At 52.6% G+C, this 12468-nt stretch carries 15 protein-coding genes; 9 read left to right on the plus strand and 6 right to left on the minus strand.

The genetic code is table 11. The features are described 5' to 3' along the window. Positions 1-54 precede the first annotated feature (54 nt). Together O4H49_RS10415 and O4H49_RS10420 are read right to left on the minus strand one after the other, a co-directional pair. Positions 55-897, minus strand: a complete 843-nt coding sequence (locus O4H49_RS10415) for a hypothetical protein (RefSeq protein WP_269423366.1) — start codon at positions 895-897, stop codon at positions 55-57. Between the two features lie 223 nt (positions 898-1120). Next, on the minus strand, positions 1121-1642 hold the full coding sequence (locus O4H49_RS10420; protein ID WP_269423367.1) for an FxsA family protein: 522 nt from the start codon (positions 1640-1642) through the stop codon (positions 1121-1123). Between the two features lie 115 nt (positions 1643-1757). Here O4H49_RS10420 and O4H49_RS10425 point away from each other — a divergent pair, with 115 nt between their 5' ends. The 4 genes from O4H49_RS10425 to O4H49_RS10440 all read left to right on the plus strand — a co-directional run bounded on the left by O4H49_RS10425 (position 1758) and on the right by O4H49_RS10440 (position 5257). After that, positions 1758-2510, plus strand: coding sequence for a Tim44/TimA family putative adaptor protein (locus tag O4H49_RS10425; protein ID WP_269423368.1), 753 nt, complete (start codon positions 1758-1760; stop codon positions 2508-2510). Positions 2511-2561: 51 nt separating this feature from the next. After that, on the plus strand, positions 2562-3836 hold the full coding sequence (locus O4H49_RS10430) for a murein transglycosylase A (protein ID WP_269423369.1): 1275 nt from the start codon (positions 2562-2564) through the stop codon (positions 3834-3836). A gap of 256 nt (positions 3837-4092) precedes the next feature. Then, positions 4093-4815, plus strand: coding sequence for a Smr/MutS family protein (locus tag O4H49_RS10435; protein WP_269423370.1), 723 nt, complete (start codon positions 4093-4095; stop codon positions 4813-4815). Positions 4816-4873: 58 nt separating this feature from the next. Continuing rightward, positions 4874-5257, plus strand: a complete 384-nt coding sequence (locus tag O4H49_RS10440) for a helix-turn-helix domain-containing protein (RefSeq protein ID WP_269423371.1) — start codon at positions 4874-4876, stop codon at positions 5255-5257. A gap of 52 nt (positions 5258-5309) precedes the next feature. Here the strand turns inward: O4H49_RS10440 and O4H49_RS10445 are convergent, their stop codons facing one another. Next, positions 5310-6203 (minus strand): LysR family transcriptional regulator, encoded by an 894-nt coding sequence (locus O4H49_RS10445; protein WP_269423372.1) that lies wholly within the window; start codon positions 6201-6203, stop codon positions 5310-5312. A gap of 121 nt (positions 6204-6324) precedes the next feature. Between O4H49_RS10445 and O4H49_RS10450 the strand changes: the two genes are divergently transcribed. Further along, the gene (locus tag O4H49_RS10450) at positions 6325-7188 is read left to right on the plus strand and encodes a phytanoyl-CoA dioxygenase family protein (RefSeq protein WP_269423373.1); all 864 of its coding nucleotides are present in this window, start codon (positions 6325-6327) and stop codon (positions 7186-7188) included. A 142-nt stretch (positions 7189-7330) separates the two neighbouring features. Here O4H49_RS10450 and O4H49_RS10455 read toward each other — a convergent pair whose 3' ends face one another. Genes O4H49_RS10455 through hslV form a run of 3 tightly spaced genes read right to left on the minus strand, consistent with a single transcriptional unit; the run spans position 7331 to position 9481 of the window. Next, positions 7331-7522, minus strand: coding sequence for a DUF1737 domain-containing protein (locus O4H49_RS10455; protein WP_269423374.1), 192 nt, complete (start codon positions 7520-7522; stop codon positions 7331-7333). Between the two features lie 17 nt (positions 7523-7539). Beyond that, entirely contained in the window at positions 7540-8874 is a 1335-nt protein-coding gene (gene hslU, locus O4H49_RS10460) for an ATP-dependent protease ATPase subunit HslU (RefSeq protein ID WP_269423375.1), read from the minus strand. Between the two features lie 43 nt (positions 8875-8917). Beyond that, positions 8918-9481, minus strand: coding sequence for an ATP-dependent protease subunit HslV (gene hslV, locus O4H49_RS10465; protein WP_269423730.1), 564 nt, complete (start codon positions 9479-9481; stop codon positions 8918-8920). A gap of 372 nt (positions 9482-9853) precedes the next feature. Between hslV and hisB the strand changes: the two genes are divergently transcribed. The 4 genes from hisB to hisA all read left to right on the plus strand — a co-directional run bounded on the left by hisB (position 9854) and on the right by hisA (position 12468). Next, entirely contained in the window at positions 9854-10441 is a 588-nt protein-coding gene (hisB, locus tag O4H49_RS10470) for an imidazoleglycerol-phosphate dehydratase HisB (RefSeq protein ID WP_020590450.1), read from the plus strand. Between the two features lie 72 nt (positions 10442-10513). Continuing rightward, positions 10514-11155: an imidazole glycerol phosphate synthase subunit HisH gene (hisH, locus tag O4H49_RS10475; protein WP_269423376.1), complete on the plus strand. Its 642-nt coding sequence runs from the start codon at positions 10514-10516 to the stop codon at positions 11153-11155. A 2-nt stretch (positions 11156-11157) separates the two neighbouring features. Next, positions 11158-11706 (plus strand): GNAT family N-acetyltransferase, encoded by a 549-nt coding sequence (locus O4H49_RS10480; protein WP_211212083.1) that lies wholly within the window; start codon positions 11158-11160, stop codon positions 11704-11706. Between the two features lie 12 nt (positions 11707-11718). Then, positions 11719-12468, plus strand: coding sequence for a 1-(5-phosphoribosyl)-5-[(5-phosphoribosylamino)methylideneamino]imidazole-4-carboxamide isomerase (hisA, locus tag O4H49_RS10485; protein WP_269423377.1), 750 nt, complete (start codon positions 11719-11721; stop codon positions 12466-12468).

The following is a 12468-nucleotide window of genomic DNA, read 5'->3' on the forward strand; positions in this document are numbered from 1 at the left end:
GGAACATCTACGGAACAAGGCCGGAACGAAGATCAAATTCGAAGAAGCTCAAATTCAGAGGGTCGGTAACAGGATAAGGTCCGGAGAAATGAGTTTTGCCAGCTTTCGGCTGGTCTGTATTGCATGATCGGGATCGGCCACCATGACAGCGCCACAGGATTGCAGGGCCTTGATCAATTCTGGTTCTGTGGCATCTGGATCAAGGACATAAAGTAGGTTCAGAGTGGATTTTTGCAGTTCAAGCAGGGCGATGTCTGCGAGATTTCCTCGCCCGACCAGAAGAATTTTCCCCCATTTTTTTGCTTCGGCCTGTTTGACCAGTTCTGCGTACTCCAACCTGATTTCATCAAAGAGGGAAAGACCATTCTGGAGCAGTGCCTGGATCAACTGGTCCATGTGGCGAGACCCGGTTTCGGTGAGAAAATAGATATAGCCAAAAGTCTTGTGTTGATGCGAGGTCACTTTTTTGATCCAGCCGCTTTCTGTGGCCAGGGTGAAGTAGCTGTTGATCACACCAATGGAAACCTGGAGCTGGTCTGATATGGCGCGTTGGGAGATGGCATGGTTGCTGTCGATCAGTTGCAGGACTCTCAGCATGATTTCCTGCTGCACCTTGTGTTTTGCGTTCCTGATCCGGGGTTTGAATTTCTGTATCAACAGCTGTTTTTCGGCCAGGTCAGCCTGTATCTGACGCTCACGGTCTCCGACAATGACGGGGTAGACCTTCAAGGCCCAGATTTTGGCGGCTTCGAGATCATGTTGCCGGGTGCTTTTGACAATTGGTCGGCTGCGCCAGGGAATTTTGAACTCGGCCTGCCAGAAGGCCGAAGTCCGGTCCTGTCGCTTGAAAAGCCTGATTTCCCGATTTTCCAAAAAACAGCTGTTTGTTGATGCCATGATGTGTGTGTAGTGTGTGTGAAAAAGAAGATGTCAGCAACATCCTATCACAAAAAAACGAAGTGTGTGTGTAAAGTGTGTGTGATAGCTGGTGAATCAGTTTGAAGATGTGATCCGGCTTCAGGTCGGTAAGCGTTTTGAGGGCAAAGCAAAACGCGGTATCAAAAATATTGACACCGCGTGACCTGTTTTGACTATTCCGGGTTGCTGGGCTGAAGGCCTGTTATTTAAGGCGATCAAGATCCTGTTTTGTATCGTCTTCAGTCACGTCCTGGAAGTCACCGTCAATCACGGTGTCATCATTCTTGTTCCAGCTGCCGGCCGGATGGCCTGGTTGCGGACCTGGTCGCGGGCCTTGTCCCTGACGGTAAAAGCTCTGCTGTTGAATACCGGCAAAAATTCTTTGCCCCAGGGTGTTGCGCAGCAGTTCCCGTACCGGAGGAAGCAACAGGCTGAAACCAATGCTGTCGGTAACAAATCCGGGGGTGAGCAGCAGGGCACCCGCAGCGAGCAGGCACAGCCCGTCAAACAGTTCCTGTGCAGGTATAGCGCCCTGATTCAATTGTGTTTGCGCCCGTGCAAGTGTGGCAAGTCCCTGTCGTTTCAGCATCCAGGTCCCGATAACAGCCGTCAGAATGATGAGTCCGATCGTACTCCAGAGACCGATCTGGTCCCCGACCTGGATCAGGACGGCAATTTCCAACAGCGGAATCCCGATAAAAAGAAAAAGGAAAACAATTCCCATACTTGCTCTTTCTTAAGCAGTTGCTTATTTAAAGTAGGTAAGATGACTGTGAATATAGGGGCTGTACGGGCCTCTAGCCAGTAGTTGGTCAATATTTATTGGAACATAATCACCTATGGGTAACGGTTTCCCGGTTCTTGAAATAATTCTCCTCGCAGCTGTCGCCGTTTTTCTGGCTTTGCGTCTTCGCAGTACCCTGGGAAAACGCACAGGATTTGAAAAGAGACCTGGTCAGGACTCTTTTGTCGATGACAAGTCATCCAAAGACAACGTGGTCAACCTGCCTCCCCGTGACCGTCACCAGGGCAAAGACAGTCCGTTTGCAGATGATTCCCGAGCAGAACCGGTGAAAGAAGTCCACGCCAGCTCTTTGCATGCGGGCAAAATGGCAGACGATATCCTGCCTGCAGACTCTGCCCTGGCTGCCGGTTTGTCGGAAATAGAAAAACAGGATCGTGATTTTGATTCAAAAGAGTTCGTCCAGGGCGCGGGTATCGCTTTTGAAATGATCGTCGCGGCCTATGCATCGGGTGACAAGAATACCCTTCGGGATCTGCTGGCTGATGAGGTCTATCGGGACTTTCAGACGGCGATTGATGACCGGGAAGCGGCAAACCAGACCCATGAGACCGTGCTGGTGGGTGTTTCAGATGTGGATATTGTCGATGCCGAAATGCGCGGGCGCTATGCGGTTGTTACCGTGAAGTTTGTATCCCAGCAGGTCAACGTGACCCGGGATGCCGAAGGCCAGGTTGTTGACGGGGATTCCAATCACACAGCAAAGGTCACAGATATCTGGAGCTTCGCCCGGGATACCCGAAGCAAAAACCCAAATTGGCTACTGGTGGAAACCCGCAGCCCCAACTAGACTTCCCTGAACTGCTTTTCCAATCGAAACACGAGCACCGGGGGATTTCTGTTGTCGGCTACTGATCATTCTTCTTTGTCACAATCTGCTATTTCAAAGAAATCCGTCTCCTTGTCCAGCCGTGGATGGCGGATCGGTATGTTGTGTCTTGTTCTGGGCCTTGCTGCCTGCGAGGGGAAAGACCAGGCAACGCCGCCCCCTTCAGGAACGGCACAGGAAGACAGCCTCTCTCTTTTCCGGGTTGACTATGCCGCCCTGCCCGGTTGGCAGAGCGATCAGATGCAAGAAGCCTATCCGGCCCTTGTTCGAAGCTGTGGCAGGTTTCAGAGCTGGCCAGATAGCAAGACTGTTGGGCCAGATGCCGTAGCAGGCACCGCCGCAGACTGGAAGCCGCTTTGCCATTCCCTGAATGACTTTATGTCCACGGCTGAAAGCCCCCGGGATATTTCGCTCTGGATGGAAGAAAATCTTGTTCCCTATCAGGTTTATAATAACGACAGCAGAGAAGGTACCTTCACCGGGTATTACGAAGCCGAGCTGAAAGGGTCGCTGGTTCAGGACGCTACTTATAAATACCCGCTTTATGGCGTGCCCCAGGATCTGGTTTCGATCAAGCTGAGCGATTTTGATGAAGAACTCAAAGGAACCGTTCTGGCCGGGCGCGTCGAAGGCAACCGGTTGATCCCTTATCATGACCGGAACGAGATTGAGAAAGGTGTCCTGGATAACAAGGCCGTAGAAGTTCTCTGGGCGGATGATCCGGTTGATGTCTTCTTTCTGCACATTCAGGGGTCGGGTATGGTGACCCTGCCCGATGGGCAGATCATCCGGGTCGGGTATGCGGGCAATAACGGGCACAAGTTTTATGCGATTGGACGGGCTCTGATTGATGAAAAAGTGCTGCCTAAAGATCAGGTTTCGATGCAGTCGATCCGGGACTGGCTGAGGGCCAACCCGGACAAGGCCCGCGAGATTATGAACCGGAACAAACGCTTTATCTTTTTCCGCAAGATCGAGGGGGATGGACCGATTGGTGCCATGGGTGTTCCCCTGACCCCTGCCCGTTCTCTGGCGGTGGATCCGCGGTTTATGCCGCTTGGCGTGCCCCTGTGGCTCGATACGACCTGGCCCGGCTCTGACAGGCCGTTGCAACGGCTGATGGTCGCACAGGATACCGGCAGCGCCATTCGCGGACCGATCCGGGGTGATTTCTTCTGGGGGCCGGGCGAAGCTGCCCTGGCACAAGCTGGTGGCATGAAGCAAAAAGGCAGCTATTACCTGTTGTTGCCAAAATCCGTTGCCGCAAAAAGAGATGCAAGCAGCTAAGAACGCGCACAAGAGTTTAAGGGGCTTGCCAGCTTTGTGATGATGCGTTGCCGATAAGTTTCTTGCCAAAACAGGTCAAGTTCAGTACCTCGACAACCAAGATAGAGCGCCGTGTCTGTGGATTTGTTTGAAGAGACGAGTTTCAGGATCGGCCTTTTGTTATGACGATGGAGTGGGAAAAGGCTCTCGGTGCGTAGAGGATTGGTTCGGTAACGAACAACGATGTTCTTGCTGAGAAAGCCTTTCGGTAGAACTTGTGGCGAGAAAACAGAAATCCAGATCCATAAAGGCAAAGAGCAGCCAGGGGGAATCCCCGGCCTGGGCGAAGCCTTCTTCGGAACCGGATGGTTTTGTAAAAGTGCCGACAAAAAAACCAGTAAAAAATTCTGTAAAAATTTCAGGGAAACCAGCTGAGGAAACCAGCCTTTGGCGCATGGTGTCAAAAACAGTCAAGCCTTTGGAGCAGAGGGATTATTTTGTTTTTGGTCGCACGTTGCCCCAGCCGTGGGTTGATCCGGATACAGGTGATGACGATCCGGAAAACAAGGCTGAAGGTATTCCTTTCAAGGCCTATCGTTCTGCGCCAAATCAGACACGACCCAGCAAATTTCCCAAACAGGCATCGGCTCTGTCACATGGTCAGGTTCATGATATGGACCGCCGACAGGCCGAACGTTTTACCAAGGGGAAACTGCCGCTGGAGGCCGTGCTGGATCTCCATGGACAGACCCAGGCGCAGGCGCAGGCTTCGCTCCAGCGCTTTGTTGCCAGCTGTCGGGCACGTGATCTGCGTAATGTTCTGGTGATTACAGGCAAGGGATCCGGCCCGCATTCCGAGGGAGTCCTGAAAGCCATGGTGCCGCGCTGGCTGAACGAAGAACCCAACCGCAGCGCGATTCTTGCCTTCAGTCATGCCAAACATCACCATGGCGGCAGCGGGGCTTTATATGTTCTCTTGAAAAGAACGCGAGAAAGTTAGAGACTGTCCCTCACCCAAGCTATGGCCTAGCTCGCTGATAATATTATGTAATGTTGATATGACACCCTTTGGACAGAAACTTCGCGAGATTCGTGCACAACGCCAGCTCACCATGAAGGAAATGGCGAAGGGCCTGGGTGTGTCTTCGGCCTATCTGTCATCGGTCGAGCATGGACATCGCGGGCAACCAAGCAGACGTTTTGTCCACCGGGTTTGCCAGTACCTCAATATTATCTGGGATGATGCCGAAGAACTGGAAGAGCTGGCGATACGCTCAGACCCCAAGGTTTCGGTCAATACAGCTGGTTTGACCCCCAAGGCGACTTATCTGGCCAATTGTCTTGCCGAAAAAATAGCCGGGCTTTCGGATGAACAGATCGAAGCCATGATGAAGATCATGGGGGTAGACGATGACTTTTTACCGGAAGATAACGGGAAGTGAGTCTGGTTATGGTCGGATCATCTTTTGATCATTTTCTTCTTAAGTAATTGTCCTACTTATCATTTTGTTCTATCCGGATGCGATTTTTCAACCACTGTCGAAATATGCGTCCCGTTTCACTTTGTATGGCGGCAGGCTGTAACAGCAGATGAAATCGTTCCGGGCCCGGAATTTTGATATCAAAAGGGGAAACAAGCCCGAATTGGGTCAAGGCGAGGTCGGTCAGGGGAGCGCGGGCCAATGCTATGCCACAGCCCGCAGCAGCCATGGAAAAACCCAGAACTGTGTTATCGGCGACAATACGTTCGATATCGATACTGTCCTCAACCCCAGTTGCACTGAGATAGTGGCTCCAGCCAACCTTGTGCCCTGAAATCTCGATCAAAGGAAAGGTACCAAGGTCTCTCGGGTCCTGCAGGCATCCGGCAATGGCGGGAGTGCAGACAGGAAAGATGACCTCGCCAAAGAGTTCTTCGGTACGTTCCGGCGGGTGACTGCCACCAAAGATGATCCGAATGTCCGAGCGCTCTTCTACCGAAATTTCGGTGGTATCACTGCACAGCAGCTGGAGTTGAATTTCAGGATAAAGTTCCCGAAAGTCAGACAGTCTGGGGGAAAGCCAGAAGCAGGCAAAAGCCAAAGAGCAGCGGATTACTAGAGGTTTTTGTCTGTTCTTGCCAAAGACTGCTCCGGTCCCGGCATTGAGGATCTGCAAGGCTTGCTGCACCACAGGCAAATAATCCCGCCCACTTTTATTGAGTTGGACACCGTGGGCACTGCGGGTAAAGAGTTGCCAGCCCAGGCGGGATTCGAGCGCCTTGATTTGCTGGCTGATTGCTGAAGGTGTCATGGCCAGCTCGCGGGCCGCCCCGGCAAAGTTCTGCTGCCGGGCTGCTGCTTCAAAAACACGTAGCCACTGTAGTGGAGGAAGATGGTCAAACTGCATTTTTATCCAGCAATAGTTAAACTTGCTCTGAGGCTATAATAATATCATTTTGCTAATGCTTGGAACAGGCCAATGCTATTCCCTGGACACAGTGTTCATGGGGAATGAAATGAAACATCAGATGGCAGACAAAGATCTGCGCGAGAACTTTGAACGGGACGGTTATGTTTTTCCGCTGGAAATCATGACTGCAGAAGAGGCAAGGGCCTGTCGAAAACGGCTGGAAGATCTGGAAGCGGGGGCACATCCTCCGCTGAAGCGCCCTCTGAATGAGTATCTTCGGGGCACTGCACATTATCTCAGTATGCTGGCGGCAGACTTGTCACAAGATTCAAGAATATTGGGCGCTGTGGAACAGCTGCTTGGACCAGATCTTCTGGTCTGGAGTTGCGAGTTTTTTATCAAGGAAGCGGGATCGACCCGGATGATTTCCTGGCATCAGGATCTGACCTACTGGGGTCTTGGGGAGGAAGCGGAAGAAGTCACAGCGTGGCTGGCTCTTTCCCGTTCAGACCAGGCCAGCGGCTGTATGAAATTTGTTCCGGGCTCTCACCAAAACATGATCGTGCCACACAGGGATACGTTCAATGCCAACAATCTGCTTTCACGTGGGCAGGAAATTGCGGTTGAGGTTCATGAGGAAGAAGCTGTTGCCGTGGAGCTGGAGCCCGGGCAGCTGTCGCTCCATCACGGGCGGATCTTTCATGGATCAGGTGCGAATGCTTCTGGTGACAGACGCATTGGGGTGGCTATCCGTTATATCACGCCAAGGGTTCGCCAGCAGGTCGGCGAAAAGGATTATGCGATGCTGGTACGCGGGGTTGATGAATATGGTCATTTTCACCTGATCGCCCCTCCGGCTCGTGACTTTGGTGTCTATGAGCAAGAACTGTTCGAGCGGGTTTATGCTTCGCAGCTCAATGTTTTTGCCCAAGGGGTTGATCCGAAAATCCCGCTTTATGCGAGCAATCGTGCCGATAGCTGAACCGGTAATCAGATGCAGGTAAAGAACAGCGTTAGTTCTGTAAAAACAGGCGGGTCGAAATGATCCCGCCTGTTTACGCTGTTGGTGCCGACTCGTTGCACAGAGTGTCAGATCCCTGGACGATGAGCCTTGATGAACAAGACTATGCTGTTTTGGTATCCGAATTCTTGTCACCAGTGGGCCAGACGACGGCCTGACCACAGATAACCTCTGTTCCGTTGAAGGTCAGCGAAGGCGAACCATAGAGATGATATCCGTCGTTCAGGGCCTGTGATACCCTTTTGCAAAACTGGTCATCATCCTTGCCGGTGATAAAGCGATAGCGTTGCTTCATGTATTGCCCCTCCGGACCTAGAGAATGAATTTTGACAGATCGGTATCCTTGGCCAGGCCAGAGACCCGTTCAGCAACCAGATCTGCGGTAATGACCACAGTTTCTCCCCCTCTGTCCGTCGCGGTGAAGGAGATTTCCTCGAGCAGTTTTTCCAGGACAGTATGAAGACGACGGGCGCCGATATTCTCTACCGAGCTGTTGATCTCGGCGGCAAGATCCGCCAGGGCATCGATCGATGCGTCCTCGAAGGAAAGTGTCAGATCTTCTGTACCCATCAGGGCAACATATTGTTTGATCAGACTGTTTTCCGGCTCGGTCAGAATCCGTTTCATGTCATCGCGCGTCAGGGCATTGAGTTCAACCCGGATGGGCAGACGTCCCTGCAGTTCAGGCAGCATGTCCGAGGGCTTGGAGAGATGGAAAGCGCCAGAGGCAATGAAGAGAATATGGTCGGTTTTGACCGCGCCATGTTTGGTGCTGACCGTGGTGCCTTCGATCAAAGGCAAGAGGTCGCGTTGAACCCCTTCCCGGCTGACATCGCCGCCACTGCGTTCCGAGCGAATGGTGATCTTGTCGATCTCGTCGAGGAAGACAATACCGTTCTGTTCAACATTGCGAATGGCTTCGCCAACAATACTTTCTTCATCGAGCAGCTTGTCGCTTTCTTCGGCCATGAGCAGATCGTAAGATTCCTCGACCTTGACCCGGCGTTTTTTGGTTTTTTGGCCAAAGCTCTTGCCAAAAATATCACCAAGATTGAGCATGCCCATGCTTGCTCCGGGCATACCCGGTATATCCATGGTCGGCATCTGCATGCCGCTGTGATCGATGACCTCGATCTCGATTTCCTTGTCTTTCAGCTGGCCTTCACGCAGCATCTTGCGGAATTTCTGGCGGGTTTCCTCGCTAGCTCCTTCACCAACCAGGGCATCCAGAACACGATTTTCTGCGTTCAGTTCGGCCTTGGCCACAACAGACTTGCGCTGGTTTTCCCGCGCGAGCAGGATCGAGGTATCTACCAGGTCCCGGATGATCTGTTCAACATCGCGTCCGACATAGCCGACTTCAGTGAATTTGGTGGCTTCTACCTTGAGGAAAGGTGCGTTCGCCAACTTGGCAAGACGGCGGGCGATTTCAGTTTTCCCCACGCCAGTGGGGCCGATCATCAGGATGTTTTTTGGCAGAACTTCCTCGCGCATTTCTTCGGGAAGTTGCTGACGGCGCCAGCGGTTGCGCAGGGCAATTGCCACGGCGCGTTTGGCCTCATTCTGGCCGACAATATAACGATCCAGCTCCGAAACGATTTCGCGTGGGCTGAAGGCACTGGCGTGCTGTGGGGCGAGTTCTGTCATAATTTACCGCTCGAATTCTTTGAGGTCGTGGCTTTTAATGGGTTTATTTTTCTTTGGTGTCGATGCTTTCAACCGTCAGGTTGCTGTTGGTATAGACACAGATATCAGCTGCAATACCCAAGGATTTTCTGGCAATTTCTTCGGCTTCAAGGCCATCAATATCAATCAGGGCTCGTGCGGCAGAGAGGGCGAAAGAGCCGCCGGATCCGATACCCATCAGCCCGTCTTCCGGCTCCAGCACATCGCCGTTACCAGTCAGAATCAACGAGGTATCGGCATCAGCAACGACCATCATGGCTTCGAGGCGACGAAGATAGCGATCGGTACGCCAATCCTTGGCCAGTTCAACACAGGCCCGGGTCAGTTGGCCCGGATAGGTTTCAAGCTTGGCTTCGAGGCGTTCGAAAAGGGTGAAAGCATCAGCTGTAGCACCAGCAAAACCAGCGATGACATCGCCTTTTCCCAGTCGTCGGACCTTGCGGGCATTTGCCTTGATAACGGTGTTGCCAAGGCTTACCTGGCCGTCACCGGCAATAACCACCTTGTTACCTTTGCGGACGGAGAGAATTGTCGTGCCGCGCCATTTGATTGGATCGTGTTCAGACATGGTTTTGAAATGGTCCGTTCGTTGTGTCACTTCAAGAGAGGATGCCTTAAAATAGGAATTCTTTTCCGGATTGCGATGAAGTTTTTTTCCTTCTCGCTTTCCCTCCTCTGGCATGCTCTTCAATTTCAGTTTCATGTCATACAGATTTGCCCAAGGGATGACAACGGGCGGAAGGAAGGCTGCTGTTGGGGAAGCATCGGCAAGTTAGTGTGTTCAGGATCAGTATTATTGAATCATCTCTGGAATCGGGGCCGCTGACCTGCTACAAAAGCCGCGGCTTTTCTGACAAAACAGAAGGTCAGTCGTCTATACAATTCCCGTTTGCGCCCCGGAAAGTGGTGCTTTCGGTCCAGTTATTGGGAAGGACAGCCCGTGCGGCAGGCAAGCATAGAGCGCAACACCAACGAAACGCAGATTACAGCGACCATTAACCTGGATGGCAGCGGCAAGTACGATGTCGAAACCGGTGTTGGATTCCTCGATCATATGATCGAGCAGCTTTCCCGTCATTCCCTGATGGATATTACCCTGCGGGCCAAGGGTGACCTGCACATCGACTTTCATCACACAACAGAAGATTCAGGGATTGCGCTGGGTCAGGCCTTCAAACAGGCTCTGGGCGACAGAAAAGGCATCAAGCGGTATGGTTCTTGCCTGCTTCCAATGGACGAAGCACTGAGCCGGGTGGCGCTGGATCTGTCCAACCGCCCCTATCTGGTCTGGAATGTCGAGTTTGACCGCGATAAGATTGGTGACATGGACACCGAGCTGTTCCGTGAATGGTTCCAGGCCTTTGCTTTTAACGCCGGTATGACCTTGCATGTCGATCAGCTGCATGGGTTCAACAACCACCATATCATTGAATCCTGCTTCAAGGCCCTGGCCCGGTCGATCCGTGAAGCGATCGAGATCGATCCGCGTAAAGCTGACGAAGTCCCATCTACCAAAGGTGTGCTCTGATTCTGGTCCGGAAGGTCTCCGGGCAGAAAAACAGGGCACAAACGAGAGAAAAAACGTGATGAGGTGCATTCCATGACGCTTGCGATCATTGATTATGGATCAGGCAACCTGCGTTCCGCTGCGAAGGCGTTCGAACGCTCTGCCCGGGAAGCCGGACTGACAACAGCTGTTCAGGTCACAGCTGACCCTGAGAAAGTGCGCCAGGCTGATCATATTGTTTTGCCGGGGGTTGGCGCTTTTGCTGACTGCTGGCAGGGCCTTAATGCGGCAGAAGGTATGGTTGAAGTCCTGCGCGAGTCAGTTTTGCAACAGGGTAAACCCTTTATGGGTGTCTGTGTCGGGATGCAACTGATGGCTTCGGTTGGTCGCGAGTATCGTGATTGTGAGGGTCTGGGCTGGATTCCTGGTGAAGTGGTGAAAATGGACCCTGAAGACCAGAGCCTGAAGATACCGCATATGGGTTGGAACGAGCTGAATATCCGGCGTCCGCATCCGGTACTGGATGGTCTGGATAACGGGACACATGTTTACTTTGTCCACAGCTACCACTATATCCCTGAGAACAATGACCATATCCTGGCCCAGGTTGACTATGGTGATGCGCTCACCGCTGTTATTGGCCGCGATAATATGATCGGGACACAGTTTCATCCTGAAAAAAGTCAGTCTGCCGGGCTGAACCTATTTAGCAACTTCCTGAAGTGGAACCCCTGAACGTGACTCCCCAGATGCCGGATCTTGCCCCGACAACCGAGGTAAACGAACTTACTGAATTCCGCGGACCGGATCTTTATGATCTTTGCGATGCGACGGAATCTGCAATTGAAGCTGGCGGAGGCTTTGGCTGGTTGCGGGTTCCTGAACGTGAAATCATGGAAAATCACTGGCGCGGAACCCTGCTGGTTCCAGGACGGCAGATTTTTGTCGCCCGACTTGACGGCACGATCTGCGGATCGGCCCAGTTACATTGTCAGCCGCGCAACAATGAGGCCCAGGCTCATTCAGGTCAGCTTTCCTCGTTCTTTCTCGCACCTTGGGCACGAGGCCACGGACTGGCAGCCCAGATGGTCAAGGCCGTGGAAAAGGCCGCAATTGACCGGGGCCTGAGCGTGTTGAATCTTGATGTGCGCGAAACCCAGAAACAGGCGATCCGGGTTTATGAACAGGTTGGCTTTACCCGCTGGGGGACCCAGCACACCTATGCCCGTGTCAATGATCAGTGGGTTGCCGGGCATTTCTACAGTAAAATTTTGAATGCTTCCTGAGGGAGATAAGTTGTGATTGTGTTTCCGGCAATTGACCTGAAGGACGGGGAAGCTGTTCGGCTTCTCAAGGGAGAGATGAATACCGCGACGGTGTTCAATTCCAATCCCGCTGCCCAGGCGAAGGAATTTGAGGACGCTGGTTTTCAGTTTCTGCATATGGTTGATCTGAATGGCGCTTTTGAGGGCCGTCCGGTCAATCGTGCGGCAGTAGAAAAAATTGTGGCTACGGTTTCCATGCCAACCCAGTTGGGCGGCGGGATTCGTGACCTGAAAACGATTGAGCAATGGCTTGAAGCGGGTGTGTCCCGGGTTATTCTCGGTACTGTTGCGGTAAAAAATCCGGCGCTGGTAATCGAGGCCTGCAAGACCTTTCCCGGCAAAATCGTGGTTGGTATTGATGCCCGCGGTGGGATGGTGGCGACAGAAGGCTGGGCCGAAACCAGTGATCTGGAGGCGACCGAGCTGGCACGGAAGTTTGAAAATGCCGGCGTCAGTGCCATTGTCTATACGGATATTGACCGGGATGGCCTGTTACAGGGCTGTAACGTAGAGGCAACAGCCAACCTGGCCCGCGCGATATCCATTCCTGTGATTGCTTCGGGCGGGGTCGCCTCGGTCGAGGATATTCGTCAACTCAAGGCGGTTGAAGATACCGGGATCGAAGGTGTGATCTGTGGTCGTTCCATCTATGACGGCCGGATTGATCCAAAAGAAGCCTTGTTAATCGCGAATGGATCAACTCCTGCCGGATCTGCGGCTTAG

It is taken from the genome of Kiloniella laminariae, assembly GCF_027214005.1.
Classification (GTDB): Bacteria; Pseudomonadota; Alphaproteobacteria; order Kiloniellales; family Kiloniellaceae; genus Kiloniella; species Kiloniella laminariae_A.